This is a genomic window from Vibrio sp. OPT41 (assembly GCF_015163595.1).
GTDB classification, from domain to species: domain Bacteria; phylum Pseudomonadota; class Gammaproteobacteria; order Enterobacterales; family Vibrionaceae; genus Vibrio; species Vibrio alginolyticus.
Genome location: NZ_JADDYH010000054.1, coordinates 366,641 through 381,849 on the forward strand (window position 1 = coordinate 366,641; position 15,209 = coordinate 381,849).

General features: G+C 44.6%; 13 protein-coding genes. 12 read left to right on the forward strand and 1 reads right to left on the reverse strand.

Going from position 1 to position 15,209, the window contains the following annotated elements:
* Positions 1–8: 8 nt before the first annotated feature.
* The 11 genes from IQP38_RS20410 (at position 9) to choV (ending at position 13,748) form a co-directional block, all read left to right on the forward strand.
* Entirely contained in the window at positions 9–785 is a 777-nt protein-coding gene (locus IQP38_RS20410) for an enoyl-CoA hydratase (protein WP_017633670.1), read from the forward strand.
* A gap of 10 nt (positions 786–795) precedes the next feature.
* Positions 796–1,926, forward strand: coding sequence for an enoyl-CoA hydratase/isomerase family protein (locus IQP38_RS20415; RefSeq protein ID WP_171343166.1), 1,131 nt, complete (start codon positions 796–798; stop codon positions 1,924–1,926).
* Positions 1,927–1,945: 19 nt separating this feature from the next.
* Positions 1,946–2,842: a 3-hydroxyisobutyrate dehydrogenase gene (mmsB, locus tag IQP38_RS20420; protein WP_033906449.1), complete on the forward strand. Its 897-nt coding sequence runs from the start codon at positions 1,946–1,948 to the stop codon at positions 2,840–2,842.
* Between the two features lie 9 nt (positions 2,843–2,851).
* The gene (locus IQP38_RS20425) at positions 2,852–3,610 is read left to right on the forward strand and encodes an SDR family oxidoreductase (RefSeq protein ID WP_033906450.1); all 759 of its coding nucleotides are present in this window, start codon (positions 2,852–2,854) and stop codon (positions 3,608–3,610) included.
* A gap of 462 nt (positions 3,611–4,072) precedes the next feature.
* Complete coding sequence (locus tag IQP38_RS20430; RefSeq protein WP_416222592.1) at positions 4,073–6,094, forward strand: diguanylate cyclase; 2,022 nt, start codon at positions 4,073–4,075, stop codon at positions 6,092–6,094.
* A gap of 603 nt (positions 6,095–6,697) precedes the next feature.
* A complete protein-coding gene (gene betI, locus IQP38_RS20435; RefSeq protein WP_017820329.1) occupies positions 6,698–7,297 on the forward strand; it encodes a transcriptional regulator BetI in 600 nt (199 codons plus the stop codon).
* Positions 7,298–7,315: 18 nt separating this feature from the next.
* Positions 7,316–8,776, forward strand: a complete 1,461-nt coding sequence (betB, locus tag IQP38_RS20440; RefSeq protein WP_193837963.1) for a betaine-aldehyde dehydrogenase — start codon at positions 7,316–7,318, stop codon at positions 8,774–8,776.
* A 180-nt stretch (positions 8,777–8,956) separates the two neighbouring features.
* Entirely contained in the window at positions 8,957–10,672 is a 1,716-nt protein-coding gene (gene betA / locus IQP38_RS20445) for a choline dehydrogenase (protein WP_005373209.1), read from the forward strand.
* A gap of 36 nt (positions 10,673–10,708) precedes the next feature.
* On the forward strand, positions 10,709–11,647 hold the full coding sequence (locus IQP38_RS20450) for a choline ABC transporter substrate-binding protein (RefSeq protein ID WP_005382646.1): 939 nt from the start codon (positions 10,709–10,711) through the stop codon (positions 11,645–11,647).
* A gap of 77 nt (positions 11,648–11,724) precedes the next feature.
* Positions 11,725–12,567 carry a choline ABC transporter permease subunit gene (gene choW, locus IQP38_RS20455; RefSeq protein WP_005392552.1) on the forward strand — a complete coding sequence of 281 codons (843 nt, stop codon included), beginning with the start codon at positions 11,725–11,727 and terminating at the stop codon, positions 12,565–12,567.
* 2 nt (positions 12,568–12,569) lie between these two features.
* Positions 12,570–13,748 carry a choline ABC transporter ATP-binding protein gene (gene choV, locus IQP38_RS20460; protein WP_042523602.1) on the forward strand — a complete coding sequence of 393 codons (1,179 nt, stop codon included), beginning with the start codon at positions 12,570–12,572 and terminating at the stop codon, positions 13,746–13,748.
* A gap of 96 nt (positions 13,749–13,844) precedes the next feature.
* Here choV and IQP38_RS20465 read toward each other — a convergent pair whose 3' ends face one another.
* Positions 13,845–14,501 carry an NAD(P)H-dependent oxidoreductase gene (locus IQP38_RS20465; protein WP_053304732.1) on the reverse strand — a complete coding sequence of 219 codons (657 nt, stop codon included), beginning with the start codon at positions 14,499–14,501 and terminating at the stop codon, positions 13,845–13,847.
* A gap of 243 nt (positions 14,502–14,744) precedes the next feature.
* Here IQP38_RS20465 and IQP38_RS20470 point away from each other — a divergent pair, with 243 nt between their 5' ends.
* Positions 14,745–15,179 carry a globin gene (locus IQP38_RS20470; RefSeq protein ID WP_193837964.1) on the forward strand — a complete coding sequence of 145 codons (435 nt, stop codon included), beginning with the start codon at positions 14,745–14,747 and terminating at the stop codon, positions 15,177–15,179.
* The last annotated feature ends 30 nt before the right edge of the window (positions 15,180–15,209 follow it).

A 15,209-nucleotide genomic window follows, 5' to 3' on the forward strand; every position in this document is an offset into this window, starting at 1 on the left:
GAAAGATTATGACGGCACAAATCAAATTAGAGCGCGAAGCGCATATTGCCAAGCTCACGATTAGTAATCCGCCAGCGAACACTTGGACGCTTGAGTCTTTGAATCAGCTAAAAGAGTTGGCAATTGAACTTAGTAATGATCGCTCTATTTATGCGTTGGTTTTAACAGGCGAAGGCGAGAAATTCTTTTCTGCTGGAGCAGATCTTAATAACTTTGCATCGGGTGATAAATCACAAGCAGCAAACATGGCGTTCGCATTTGGTGAAGCGTTTGAAGCGCTTTCTGCATTCGATGGGGTTTCTATCGCAGCGATTAATGGTTACGCGATGGGCGGCGGTCTGGAAGTGGCGATGGCGTGTGACATTCGTATCGCAGAAGAACAAGTACAAATGGCACTTCCTGAAGCATCGGTAGGTTTGTTGCCGTGTGCGGGAGGGACGCAAAACCTGACCGCGTTGGTAGGTGAAGGTTGGGCGAAGCGTATGATCCTGTGTGGCGAGCGTGTGACGGCCGAGCGAGCGGAAAAAATTGGGTTAGTCGAAGAGGTGGTGGCGAAAGGTCAAGCACTCGAAGCGGCTATGGAGCTAGCACAGCGTGTTGCAGGTCAATCACCGAAATCTGTGTCTGCGTGCAAAACGCTAATTCAAGGTCGACGCAGCCAAACTCATGCAGCTGGATTGGTTTTGGAGCGTGAACTGTTTTTGCAGCTGTTCAATACACAAGATCAGACTGAGGGTGTGAATGCGTTTTTGCAAAAGCGCAAGCCACAATGGACAAACAGCTAGCGGAGGCCAAATGACAGGTACAGTAAATGTTTCAAAACTTGAGTGCGCTGATGGCTCTGTTATTGGTGTGCTAGAGCTTGATAACCCAGCAGCTCTCAACGCGTTGAGTTACGTGATGATTGAGAAGTTGTACAAACAGCTTAATGAATGGCAAACGGACGACAGCGTCATCGCGGTATTCTTGCATGCTCAAGGTGAAAAAGCGTTTTGTGCTGGTGGTGATATTCAAGCGATCTACCGTGCACTTGAAAACAAAGAGCAAGACTTTGATTCTGCGTTTTCAGCGATGGAAACCTTCTTTGACCTCGAATATCGCTGTGACCATCTTATTCATACTTATCCAAAACCGATCATCGCGTGGGGACATGGTTATTTGATGGGCGGGGGAGTTGGCCTGTTTATGGGTGCCAGCCATCGCGTAGCAGAAACCACCACACGCTTTGCAATGCCAGAGATTAAAATTGGCCTTTACCCAGATGTAGGCGCGACGTACTTCCTAAACCAGTTGCCAAAACATTTGGCACTTTTCCTGAGTTTGACAGCTTGCCAAATTAACGCAACAGATATGAAAGCGTTGGGGTTAAGCCAATGGATTGCACAGCCAGAAAACAAGCAAGTGCTGCTGGATCTGCTTGCATCGGTAAGTTGGAAAGGTGAAGCGAACATCAACGAAAAAATCGCCACTACGCTGCGTTCGGTACACGTGGACGAGCCAACCGAAGGGATGTTGATGCCCTATGCGGAATTGATTGAGCAGTTATGTTCGGGTGACTTAGCGTCAATTGTTGATGCAATCAGCCGTGCTAACGTTGATAGCAAGTGGTTCGTCAATGCGCAAAAAGCACTGAACTATGGCAGTCCGTTGTCGCTCAGTATCACTTATCAGCAGTTAACGCAGTATCAAAAACTCTCTTTGAAAGCGTGTTTTGATATGGAATTTAACCTAACACTACGTTGTGGCTTAGAAGGTGATTTTAGAGAAGGGGTTCGTGCGCTGATTATTGATAAAACCAATCAACCGACTTGGCAACATCGCACGGTTTCTGACGTAACGCCACAAGTTTTGGAGCGCTTCTTCTCGCCAATTGACTCAGCAGAATACCCACTGACCGCATCGTCGGTAGCTATAGCGGCACTTTAGTACAAGGAAGAAATACGATATGGACAAAATTGCATTTATTGGCCTTGGTAACATGGGTGCGCCTATGGCTAAGAATCTACTTAAAGCGGGCTTGAACGTCGAAGTATTTGATTTGAACCCAAACGCAGTTGAGGAGTTGACCGCATTGGGCGCTTCAAGTGCCGATTCCGTTCAGCAGGCAGTACAAGGTGTTGATGTGGTTGTCACTATGCTGCCAGCGAGCCAACACGTTCAAAGCGTTTATCTTGGTCAAGATGGCATATTAGATAGCGTCGAATCAGGCACCTTGCTGATTGATTCATCCACCATCGATCCTGCGACTGCTCGTTTGGTTGGCGAAAAAGCATCGCAACTTGGTATAAGTTTTGTTGATGCACCAGTATCTGGTGGCGTTGCGGGCGCAGCAGCAGGTACGTTAACTTTCATTGTTGGCGGCTCGCAAGAGAACTTTGTTCAAGCCAAAGCGGTGCTTAGCCACATGGGTAAAAACATCTTCCATGCGGGCGATGTTGGAGCTGGTCAGGTCGCGAAGATCTGCAATAACATGATGTTGGGCATTTTGATGAGCGGCACCTGTGAAGCACTAAATTTAGGGATGGAAAACGGACTCGATCCCAAAGTGCTTTCCGACATCATGTTGCAAAGTTCAGGGCGTAACTGGGCGCTAGAGCTTTATAACCCTTGTCCAGGTGTGATGGAAAATACGCCTGCAAGCAATGGTTATCAAGGCGGCTTTATGAGCCAGTTAATGGCTAAAGATCTGGGTCTTGCGATGGAAGCGGCGGTTGCCAGTCAAACATCAACGCCAATGGGCAGCTTGGCTCGTAATCTGTTTAATTTTCACAACGGTCAGGGCAACGGGCAAAAAGATTTTTCAAGCTTGTTTGAGTTCTACCAAAAGCAAAATCAGGCCTAAGGAGCGCTTATGGAGTTAGCAAATAAGGTCATTGCGATCACGGGGGCAGGGCAGGGGCTGGGTAAACAAATGGCACTGTCACTGGCGGAAAATGGCGTTCATCTTGCGCTTATCGACCTCAATTCAGAGCAACTGGCTGAAACGAAAGCGGAATGTGAATCTCTCGGCGTTACCGCTCGTTTTTATGTGACGAACGTGACTGACGAACAGCAGGTGTGCACTGCTTTTGAGCAAATTGAGGCAGATTTCAAGCAGCTCAATGGCGTTATCAATAACGCAGGTATTATGCGTGATGGTATGTTCATTAAAGTCAAAGATGGTCAGGTTAACACGATGTCGCTGGAACAATTTCAGTCTGTTCTAGATGTGAATGTAACAGGCACTTTCCTGTGTGGCCGTGAAGCGAGCAAGGTAATGCTGAACACCGATAGCAAAGGGGTTCTGATCAACATATCCAGCGTTGCGCGTGCCGGGAATATTGGTCAAACCAACTATTCAGCATCTAAAGCGGCGGTAGCCACCATGGCAACGGTGTGGGCGAAAGAGTTAGGGCGTTTCGGAATTCGCTCAGTGGCGATTGCTCCGGGTGTCATCAAAACTGCCATGACAGACCAAATAAAACCTGAAGCGATGGAACGTTTAATCGGAATGATTCCGGTTGGACGTTTAGGTTTGGCGGATGAAATTTCATCGACCATAAAATACGTGTTAACCAACGAATTCGTGACCGGACGAGTGTTCGAAGTCGATGGCGGAATGCGAATGTAACCCCCTCTGCAACATAAAAAAGGGGAGCGAGTTTGATTGTCCGCTTCCTTCCACTTTCTTCTTTCTTTTATTGCTTCTATCTGAAAAATGTATTGGATGCATGGTCGACTGCTATCTCATCGAACGGTATAAAAATTGATTCTATTTCTAATGTGAATGGTTAGTTCTATATTGCTTGTCATGTAAATGTATTAACTCACAACTAAGACGATCTTTTGTCTCACTAACGAGATCGTTATTCTTGGTGTGTAAAAAACATTCTTATTGGTTATATTGTAACCGAAAACTATTTCGGCATCTAAAGATGGTGATTTATTATTCAGCGCAAAATACATGGGAATATGAGGCTGACTGAATAACCTTCAGTTGTCTTAATAATAAATAATCAGAATTCTCAATTACACTGAAGTAACTACCCATTAGGGAAGAGCAATAATGTCACTATTTCATTCGCTTAGGACGATGCCGCTATTATTGGGGTGTCTGTGTTTTTCTGTTCAGGCCTCCACAGAAAAGGTGGAACAGGAAGGTAAGTTTTTACAGTCGTTAGAAGGCATCGAAAATCAAATTTACGCATTACCTCAGAGTTCTTTAGCTTTGATTGAAGCGTTAGAAGAAGAGTCTTTACTACAAAAACAACCAACAGCGCTGTTGGTGCGTTACTGGCTTGCCAAGGCCACGGTTTTAGAGCTGCTAGGGCGCGTAGAAGAGAGTCAGAGTGTCGTTCAAAAAGGATTGGAGCTTGTGCGTCCACAGAGCCATGAGTATCTCCTGTTTAAGTTGATTCAGATGCGAACTATGGTTGGAAAGAGCGATATCGATACCGCGCTTTCTGCGTTGGATAGCTTGTTGGAAACATCGCGTGAGAATGGTGATAAGCAACTTGAATCAGAAATCCTGTTGCTAAAAGGACGCTATTACGATGAGCAAGGTGAGTTTAAAAAATCCTATGCTGCACTTATGTCGTCCATGGATGCGGCTGAATCTTCAGGTGTTCACGGGCTGGTCGAACGTGCAGCACTAGAGCTAGGTGACGTACTTGTCAAAATTCAGGGTTACGACCGATCTGAGGCGCTTTTGGAACAAGCATATCGCTATTTTAGGGATAGGCGTATGTCGTTCAATGAGTTGTTGAGCGTTTTGACGATAGCGAAACTTCATAAAGCACAGTTCCAATACGAAGAGGCGATAGCGTCATATCAGCGAGCGTTAAAGCTGGCTCAAATTATCGGTGATGGACGCTTTAGATTTCGAGTTAACCTTGAACTTGCAGCTTTATATCGCGAGACGAAACAAGAAAAGAAGATGGTTAACCACTTGAAGCTGGCGGAGAATTTACAGTACAGAGAAACGTCTAGCGCGTATTTGGCAACATTTAAGTTGTTACAAGCCGAATATATGTTAGAGCAGCAGCAATTTGAAATACTTTTAGCGATGATCGCGCCAATGCTGCCGGAGATTATAGAGAGTCGATACGTCAAGCAACAGCAAATGGAGCTACTAAAAGTCGCCGCTATGGCCTATGCGGGAAGCAATGACTTTAAACTAGCATTCGAAACTTACGGTAACTATCACGATAAATTTATCCAATTTAGCAATCAAAGAGAAGTTGAAAATCTTGAGCGCCAGCAGACGTTATTTGAGTTGGAACGACTTGAATATGAGAACGAAGATCTCAACTGGAACAATGTTTTGCAGCGTATGGAGCTAGAAAATAACCGTCGTACTTTTTACTTATTGGGTGAAGCGCTACTTGCGCTCATCGGTGTTCTATTTTTGATGGCGGTAGTATTTCTCGTCGTCAATCGCTCGCGTTTGAGAATGCGTCGCCTCGCAAAGACAGACACATTGACAGGGTTGTTCAATCGCCGTTTTTTAGAGGACTGGTTCACTAAGCCAGTAGAAGTGAAGCGTGAGCGAAAAGAGAAACCGGTACCTCAATCTAAGCAAGAAAAGATACAACACTTTGTTTTTGAGCAAGTCGAGCAAGTTAAGTACGGTTATCTAGCTTTAAATAAATGGGTAGATAGCAAACTCGATAAACAGAAAATGGTGCCAAATAAACCACAATCGGGGCCAGTAACTTTAGCGTTAATCGATGTGGATTATTTCAAGCAGGTAAATGATACCTATGGGCATGTGTTTGGAGATACCGTACTAACGGGCGTTGCCAAAGTGTTGGAGGAAACTGTACGTGAGAACGACATTGTTGCTCGCTTTGGTGGTGAAGAGTTTGTTGTTGTTATGCCCAATACAGACCATAAAAACGCCCTTATTACTGCAGAACGTTTACGTAGCGCTTTATCCCTACATGGCTTTGTTACGGAACAGAAAGAAGAAGTGAGAGTGACCTGTAGTTTTGGAGTCGTTACCACTGAAGATAATGAGATGAGTTTTAAATCACTTTGCGATCAGGCCGATAAATTGCTTTATCAAGCGAAAGCGAACGGACGCAACTGCGTGAAAGGTCGCTCGCTAGCCTAACAGAAATCAAGAGTTCAGGCTCATCGCACGATGAATCTGAACTTATCCCTCCCATTTACTTTGATAGCCAAGTGACTTTGAGATCCTTGCTTCGAATATAAAACGCTGAATCTAACATCTTAAAGTCACTTGGCGATATTACTTAAAAATGGCTTAAGGGTATCGAATCGCATATTCATGGCGTTCAATATAACCTCTCTTTGCCTTCTTCACCTTCAAAGTGCGAATGCCACTTGTGTCTACAAAACTATAACAAACTAGTGTGTCTATTCTTTGTGCAAACAAACCGTGTACAGGTGAAATGATTAGTGGTCGATATAAATTTTTTGTGGCACAGATTTTTGTTGTTCAAAAATCAACTCGTTCATCATCGTTTTAAAAATAAATTGATATTTAACTATTTGATTTTGTTTATCTTATTTGTTTTTTCTTAAACTGAAATCTAGTTGTCCCGACAAGTTCTTGCCGAGCAATTTTTCGTACACCCTCAACTTTTCATCCTTTTTTACTAACATTTTTCTTTAAAAATAATTTGAGTTCGAATTAATTTTCAGGCATTTTATATTTAACTAACCGTTCAATTAAAAATAACAGGGACGCAAAATGCCAAAGGTGGGGATGCCTGAAATCAGAAAACCGCAGCTTGTGAAAGCGACAATGTCAGTGATTGATAGAGTCGGTTTACACGCGGCGAGTATTTCGTTAATCAGCAAAGAAGCCGGTGTATCAACGGGGATTATCAACCACTATTTCGGTGGTAAGCACGGATTGCTGGAGGAAACGATGCGAGAAATCTTGCGTCAGCTTTCGTCCACTATCACACAGAAGTTACGTGAGCTGCCAAGTGATGCTCATCACCAAAGAATTAATGCAATCATTGACGGTAACTTTGTCGGCTATCAGGCAGAAAACCAAGTTGCTAAGACTTGGCTGGCGTTTTGGTCGTACTCAATGCATGACGAGCAGCTCAAGCGTTTACAGCGTGTCAACGAACGACGTCTATTGTCCCACCTAAGAAAAGAACTCAAAGCATTATTAAATGCAGAGCAGGCTGAATTGGTTGCTCATGGTATTGCATCACTTATTGATGGAATTTGGCTGCGCGGAACGCTCAACCCGCAAGGCATTGATGCAGAAAGAGCGAGAATCATCATCAACGATTATCTCGAAAAACAACTTACGTTTTATTCTGAAAAAATATAAAAGTTACAGGTCTTCAAAATGGAAATGAAAGCACACTATATCAATGGTGCGATGTACGACGGGTGTTCAGATGAACACTTCACCACTTACAATCCGGCGAATGGTGAGCCATTGGCCAACATTAAACAAGCGAACCAAGACGATCTTCAAGCAGCGATTGAATCGGCAAAAAAAGGTTTTGCTGCATGGTCGGCGATGACTGCGATTGAGCGCAGCCGTATTTTACACAAAGCCGTTGCCATTTTACGTGAGCGTAATGACGAGTTGGCTGCATTGGAAGTGGCAGATACTGGTAAGCCCATTCAAGAAGCTATCGCGGTTGATGTCACAACAGGTGCCGATGTTCTTGAGTACTACGCTGGCCTTGCTCCAAGTCTACAAGGTGAACAGCAGCCGCTCAGCGACGATCAGTTTTTCTATACACGTCGTGAGCCATTGGGCATTTGCGCGGGTATTGGCGCTTGGAATTATCCAATTCAAATTGCGATGTGGAAATCGGCGCCAGCACTGGCTGCGGGCAACGCAATGATCTTCAAGCCATCAGAAGAAACACCATTAACGGCGCTTAAGCTCGCCGAAATTTATTCAGAAGCGGGCATGCCAGATGGCGTATTTAATGTCGTGCAAGGGGATTACCGAGTAGGACAGATGCTAACGGCGCATCCTGATATCGCAAAATTGTCATTCACGGGTGAGTCAGGCACCGGTAAAGTCGTCATGAGTGACAGCGCTAAGACACTAAAACAAGTAACGATGGAGCTTGGTGGTAAGTCTCCACTGATTATTTTTGATGATGCGAAGTTAAACGATGCCGTTTCTGCGGCCATGGTGGCGAACTTCTACACCCAAGGTGAGGTTTGTACGCACGGTACACGTGTATTTGTCCATGAAGGTATTTATGACGACTTTATCGCACAGCTTAAGGCCCGAACCGAGCTGTTAGTCGTCGGCGATCCGCTTGATGAGAACACGCAAATTGGCGCGCTAATCTCTAAAGATCATGAATCGAAAGTTCTAGGAGCGATTGAAGCCGCGAAAGCGAGTGGCGCGACGTTACTGACTGGCGGCTACAAAGTAACAGACAATGGCCTAGCCAATGGTAACTTTGTTGCTCCAACCGTATTTGTCGATTGCGATGATGACATGAGCCACGTTCAACAAGAAATCTTTGGCCCGGTAATGTCAGTTCTGAAATTCCGCGATGAGTCGGAAGTGATTGCGCGTGCAAATGGCACCGATTATGGCTTAGCGGCAGGTGTATTTACTCAAAACCTATCTCGTGCGCACCGTGTGATCCATCAAATTCAAGCGGGTATTTGTTGGGTGAACACATGGGGTGACTCACCTGCGGAAATGCCAGTTGGCGGCTACAAGCAATCAGGTGTTGGCCGTGAAAACGGAGTCGAAACCCTTAAACATTACACACAAACGAAGAGTGTTCTGGTTCAGCTAAGCGACTTCGAAAGCCCTTACAAATGATACTACTCATAGTAGATAACTGACCACTTTAGCTTGTTAAAATGCTCGATAACTACGTTGTCAATTTTGATTGTAGGTTAACTACTTATCAAAATTTCCGCCTTGTTCTCAAGCATTTTTCCTACGCTAATTTCGTTCACTTATCTAGGGTGATTAGTATTAACTCCTAGGAGAATAAAAATGCAACAACACTACGATTACATCATCGTCGGTGCGGGTTCGGCCGGCTGTGTGTTAGCGGATCGCTTAAGTGAAAGTGGTCAAAATTCGGTCCTATTACTCGAAGCGGGTGGGTCGGATAAAAGTATTTTTATCCAAATGCCAACAGCGCTTTCTTACCCGATGAACACTGAAAAATACGCGTGGCAGTTTGAGACGGTTGAAGAGCAAGGGTTGGATGGTCGCCAACTTCATTGTCCTCGCGGAAAAGTTCTGGGCGGTAGCTCATCTATCAACGGCATGGTTTACGTTCGCGGACACGCTTGTGACTTTGACCAGTGGGAAGAGGAAGGCGCGAAAGGCTGGAATTATCAGTCGTGTTTGCCTTATTTCCGTAAAGCAGAGTCTTGGATTGGTGGTGCTGATGAATATCGGGGCGATCACGGTCCAGTCGGCACATGTAACGGCAACGATATGAAGCTCAATCCACTGTACCAAGCTTTTATTGATGCAGGCAAAGAAGCTGGCTACCCAGAAACAAAAGATTACAACGGTTATCAGCAAGAGGGCTTTGGCCCAATGCATATGACCGTCGACAAAGGCGTACGCGCTTCGACCTCTAATGCATACTTAAGCCGCGCTAAAAAACGCAAAAACTTCACCCTAATGAAGAGGGTGACGGTTCATCGAGTTTTATTAGAAGAAACTGGTGCAGAAGGTAAGAAAGCGGTAGGCGTTGAATTTGAAAAGTCAGGTTCAATTCAGCAATGTTTTGCGAATAATGAAGTGATTTCGAGTGCGGGTTCGGTTGGCTCCGTTCAGCTGTTGCAGCTTTCAGGCATTGGCCCTAAGGCAGTATTAGAAAAAGCGGGCATTGAGGTGAAACACTCGTTGGAAGGGGTAGGTAAAAACCTGCAAGATCACTTAGAAGTGTACTTCCAATATCATTGTAAGCAACCTATCACGCTCAACAGCAAATTAGGCTTGGTGAGCAAGGGCTTGATTGGCACTGAGTGGATATTAACTCGCAAAGGCCTAGGGGCTACTAACCACTTTGAATCGTGTGCGTTTATCCGCTCTCGTGAAGGACTAAAGTGGCCAAATATTCAATATCACTTCTTGCCAGCGGCAATGCGCTATGACGGGCAAGCTGCTTTTGATGGTCATGGTTTCCAAGTGCACGTTGGACCTAACAAGCCAGAAAGTCGCGGGTCGGTTGAAGTTGTCTCTGCGAATCCGAATGATAAGCCGAAGATTGAGTTTAACTACATTTCCACTGAACAAGATAAGCAGGATTGGCGTGATTGTATTCGCCTTACTCGCGAGATCCTCAATCAGCCAGCCATGGATGAGTTTCGTGGGGATGAGATCCAACCCGGTCTGAACATCACAACGGATGAACAGATTGATGAATGGGTGAAGCAAAACGTCGAGAGTGCTTACCATCCATCTTGTACCTGCAAAATGGGCGCAGATAATGACCCATTAGCCGTCTTAAATGAGCGATGCCAAGTACGCGGTATTCAAGGCTTGCGTGTGGTGGACTCTTCTATTTTCCCAACCATTCCGAACGGTAATTTAAATGCGCCAACGATTATGGTGGCAGAACGCGCCGCGGATATGATTTTGGATAACGCCCTAGAAACGTCGAACAACGTACCAGTTTGGATTGCACCGGACTGGCAAGAGATGCAACGAATGCATCCGCCAAAAAGAGATCTCGATTCGATCTCATAAAATGAAAAAGTCAGTAATCATTACAAGGAATTCAACATGTCTAAGATGACAAAAATCTTCTCAACAATTGCACTAAGTACTTTAGCAACAGGCGCTTACGCCAACCAATGTGAAACGGTTCGTTTCGCAGATGTAGGTTGGACTGACATCACAGCGACCACTGCCGTTACATCAGAGTTACTTAAAGGGTTGGGGTACAAAACGAAGACCGATCTTCTGTCTGTGCCTGTAACTTACTCCTCTATGGCTAATGGCGATATCGACATTTTCTTAGGTAACTGGATGCCAACGATGGAAGGTGATATCGCGAAATACCGTGATGCAGGTACTGTTGAAACCGTACGCGCGAACCTCGTTGGCGCAAAGTACACGCTAGCGGTTCCAAAATACGTTTATGACGCAGGCGTAACCAACTTCGCTGACCTAGTAAAACATGCCGACAAATTTAAAGACCGCATTTACGGCATTGAACCTGGAAACGATGGCAACCGCTTAATTCAGTCAATGATTGATAGTAACGCATTCGGCCTAAAAGATTTCAGCCTAGTTGAGTCCAGTGAAGCTGGCATGGTGTCTCAAGTATCACGTGCCGCACGCCGCAATCAATGGATTGTGTACCTAGGTTGGGCGCCGCACCCAATGAATAGTAACGTTGAAATGGAATATCTAGCGGGTGGTGATGACTTCTTCGGTCCTAACTACGGCGGCGCGAACGTCTACACAAACGTACGTAAAAATTACCTCGCTGAGTGTCCAAATGTAGGTCAGCTAGTGAAAAATCTAGAGTTTAACCTAGAAATGGAAAATGAACTGATGGAAGCGATTCTTAACCAGAAACAGAAGCCATCAAAAGCAGCGCAAGCATGGTTGAATGCAAACCAAGAGCAAATTGAAGCGTGGCTAGAGGGCGTGAAAACGGTAGATGGCCAAGATGCGCTAACAGCTATTACAAACTACTTAAAAACAAACGCTTAATAAGCAGTATTTGAGCTCGTTTTTTTAAAAGAAAGTGGGCAGAGTTTTGCCCGCTTCATTAACACAAAGGTTTTATTTTGAATTTTATTACGGACAACAAACTACCGTTGGGCCAATGGATGGAAACTGGCGTCGATTGGTTAACCATCAATGCATCGGGTTTTTTCGATGCAATCTCTATTACACTTGAAACGATCATTCTTTTCGTGGTGGACATTTTTAAATGGATGCCACCTGCAGCGCCAATCATTATGACGGCGGCAATTGCTTGGTTCTTACATCGCAGCATTCCTCTTGTCGTATTTATCGTGTTGGCCTTACTCGCAATTCTCAACCTTGGTTACTGGCAAGAAATGCTGGAAACCTTTGTCCTTGTGTTTGCAGCGACAACGATTTCCGTATTAATTGGCGTGCCGTTGGGCATTATGGCGGCGCACCGTCCTTGGTTATACACCTTGTTGCGGCCAATACTCGATTTAATGCAGACCGTACCGACATTCGTTTACCTAATTCCAACCTTGGTTCTGTTTGGTTTAGGTATTGTCCCTGGTCTAATCTCGACCATCATTTTCGCTATCGCTGCGCCAATTCGATTGACGTACCTCGGCATTATTAAAGTGCCGGAGGAGCTACTTGAAGCGGGTAAAGCATTTGGTGCCAGCCGCATGAAGCTACTGTTTAAGGTGGAGTTACCTGCGGCATTGCCAAGTATTATGGCTGGCGTTACGCAGTGCATTATGTTGTCTCTGTCTATGGTAGTCATTGCGGCGCTTGTTGGTGCTGATGGACTTGGTAAACCAGTCGTACGCGCACTGAATACGGTAAACATCTCGCAAGGTTTTGAAGCTGGTTTAGCGATTGTACTCGTTGCCATCATTCTTGATCGCTTGTGTAAAGCACCAAACCAGAAGGAGGCATAATCATGGACGCTATTACTATTAAAAATCTTGATGTCGTTTTTGGTCAGCAACAAGCACAGGCGCTAGCACTACTAGATCAAGGGAAGTCTCGACAAGAAATCATTGATGAAACTGGCCAAGTGGTTGGGGTTGATAATGTTTCGCTGAACGTGAAACAGGGTGAGATCTGTGTCTTGATGGGGCTTTCAGGCTCGGGTAAATCAAGTTTGCTGCGAACGGTTAACGGATTGAACGATATTTCTCGTGGCTCTCTGAAAATTAAAGACGGCGACGACATGGTTGAGCTCTCTAACTGTGACGAACAGAAACTGCGCCACCTTCGTACGCACCGCGTGTCCATGGTGTTTCAGAAGTTTGCATTGATGCCTTGGTTAACGGTGTTAGACAATGTAGCGTTTGGTCTAGAGATGCAAGGCATTGGTAAAGCAGAGCGTCGTAAAAAGGCGCGTGAACAGCTCGAAATGGTCGGTTTATCTGAGTGGGAAACCAAATTCCCGCACGAGCTTTCTGGTGGTATGCAGCAGCGTGTTGGCCTAGCGCGAGCGTTTGCGATGGACACTGATATCTTGTTAATGGATGAACCGTTTTCAGCACTTGATCCATTGATTCGTGCTCAGCTTCAAGATGAATTGATTCTGCTTCAGGAAAAGCTAAACAAAACCATTCTTTTTGTGAGTCACGACTTGGATGAAGCACTTAAAATCGGTAACAACATCGCCATTATGGAATCAGGAAAGCTGATTCAACATGGCAAGCCAGAACAGATCATTCTTGCTCCAGAAAACGATTATGTGGCGGACTTTGTTGCTCACACTAATCCATTAAATGTGCTGAAGGGACGTTCCTTAATGCGTGACGATTTGGTTCGCGAAGATACGCGTGTTCTGATTTGCCCTGATAAAGATATTTGGGTGATACAAGAGAGCAAGGGGTTAAGTTTAGCGGATAAAGATAAATCGTTGATTCAATGGAAGAGCGATTCTTCGAACCTTGACGAAGTTAATGAAAACTCTCTGGTTCAGGTTAGTCCAGAAATCAGTATGCGAGAAGCGATTGAACTTAAACAGCGTAGCAATCAGCCTCTGCTTATGGTTGAAGATAATAAGCTGGTTGGTGTGTTAAGCGACAATGAGCTTTACGATGCATTGCTTGGTAATTTTAAGTCAGAGCAAGTTGCGTAAAGTTGACGCAGAACCAAGTAAAAAAGAGCCGCATTAATGTGCGGCTCTTTTTAGTTTAAACAATGATTTAAGTCGCTAAGCTAAGACAATGGTCGACTATAGAGTCGTAATTACGTCATCCATTGCAAGGCGCGCTTTTGGAAGACCATGATTATAATCTTCCCCATCTTTATGATAGCCAATCGCTAGCGCAACTTCACAAATATGGCCCTCGAGCTCTTCTTTAAACTCTTCTCCAATCAGAGCCGGATCGACACCTTCCATCGGTGTTGAATCAATGCCTAGTCGAGCCAATGTGTGTAGTAGGTTACCTAGTGCCAAATAGACTTGTGCTTTTGTCCAGCTTCCGTTGAAGCCATTTTCGTCCGTATTTGCATCGGCAAAAGCGTAAGCACCCATAAAGTTGTTGTACATCTCCGCTGGCAAGTGGCCAGATGTTACTTCTGCATCCACACGCTTCGCAAATTTCTCTTTAGTAAATTTAGGATCGTAAGCAAACAGAATCGTATGTGATGCGGCTTTCGCGTGTGGTTGGTTAAACTGATGCATATTTGCAAACGTATTGTGGAAACGTTGCTTCGCTTCATCACTTTCAATAACGATGAATTTCCATGGTTGTGAGTTGATAGAAGACGCCGACAAACGCAGTGCTTCTTTGATTATCGCCATGTCTTCTTGAGAAACGCGCTTGGTTTCATCATATTTTTTTGCAGTGTAACGGCTATTTAGATCGGTAATGATTTGATGGGACACGTTTATATCCTCTTTATGTGATGACAGATGAGGATGCACTAGCATCGACAACCATGCGTACCTCGAATATGGGTTCATGATAATGGATATTTTTTCATTGATAAGAGGGTGTTTATTTAAATCACTTTTTACTTTTTGTTGAAAATCGATGTGGGTTGATCGGTTTGAAACTTAAAAGTCCTTATTTGGAAGCTTTTATTTGATATTAAATTAAACTCATATTAAGGCGTAGGGGAAAGCAACATGAACGTGATTGAAGTTTTTAATGATAGCTATGAACGTTGTACTTCAGATCAGGAGTTTTTCGACTTGTTCTACAAAAATTTATGGTCGAAAAGTGCCAACTTTAGACAGAAGTTTGACGGTATAGACATGCACCAACAAGTGAGAATGCTTAGAGGGTCTATCGTATTTTTTATGATGGCAGATACCTCGACCGAAGCGCACAAAATGGTGGAAAAGTATGGGAAAAAGCATGCAAGTGCAGATATTGGTATAGAGCCGCAGGATTTTGATGTTTGGCTTGAGAGTTTGTTAGAAACGGTTCGACAGTGTGATTCCGGGTATGATGCCGATGTTGAAACCGCTTGGCGAACATGCTTTAAAACGGGCTTAGAAGTAATGAAACAAGAGTGTGATAAAGAAGATGGGCACATCCTTAAAGCGAGTTCCAAATAAGGAAGTAACGTGAGTGGTCGTTACTTCCTA

What these genes read in the sequence shown, in the direction of transcription:
- betA (WP_005373209.1), top strand. Translation starts at nt 8,957, where the DNA reads ATGCAACAACACTACGATTACATCATCGTCGGTGCGGGTTCGGCCGGC.
- IQP38_RS20425 (WP_033906450.1), top strand. Translation starts at nt 2,852, where the DNA reads ATGGAGTTAGCAAATAAGGTCATTGCGATCACGGGGGCAGGGCAGGGG.
- IQP38_RS20430 (WP_416222592.1), top strand. Translation starts at nt 4,073, where the DNA reads ATGCCGCTATTATTGGGGTGTCTGTGTTTTTCTGTTCAGGCCTCCACA.
- betI (WP_017820329.1), top strand. Translation starts at nt 6,698, where the DNA reads ATGCCAAAGGTGGGGATGCCTGAAATCAGAAAACCGCAGCTTGTGAAA.
- mmsB (WP_033906449.1), top strand. Translation starts at nt 1,946, where the DNA reads ATGGACAAAATTGCATTTATTGGCCTTGGTAACATGGGTGCGCCTATG.
- IQP38_RS20415 (WP_171343166.1), top strand. Translation starts at nt 796, where the DNA reads ATGACAGGTACAGTAAATGTTTCAAAACTTGAGTGCGCTGATGGCTCT.
- betB (WP_193837963.1), top strand. Translation starts at nt 7,316, where the DNA reads ATGGAAATGAAAGCACACTATATCAATGGTGCGATGTACGACGGGTGT.
- choV (WP_042523602.1), top strand. Translation starts at nt 12,570, where the DNA reads ATGGACGCTATTACTATTAAAAATCTTGATGTCGTTTTTGGTCAGCAA.
- IQP38_RS20470 (WP_193837964.1), top strand. Translation starts at nt 14,745, where the DNA reads ATGAACGTGATTGAAGTTTTTAATGATAGCTATGAACGTTGTACTTCA.
- IQP38_RS20450 (WP_005382646.1), top strand. Translation starts at nt 10,709, where the DNA reads ATGTCTAAGATGACAAAAATCTTCTCAACAATTGCACTAAGTACTTTA.
- IQP38_RS20410 (WP_017633670.1), top strand. Translation starts at nt 9, where the DNA reads ATGACGGCACAAATCAAATTAGAGCGCGAAGCGCATATTGCCAAGCTC.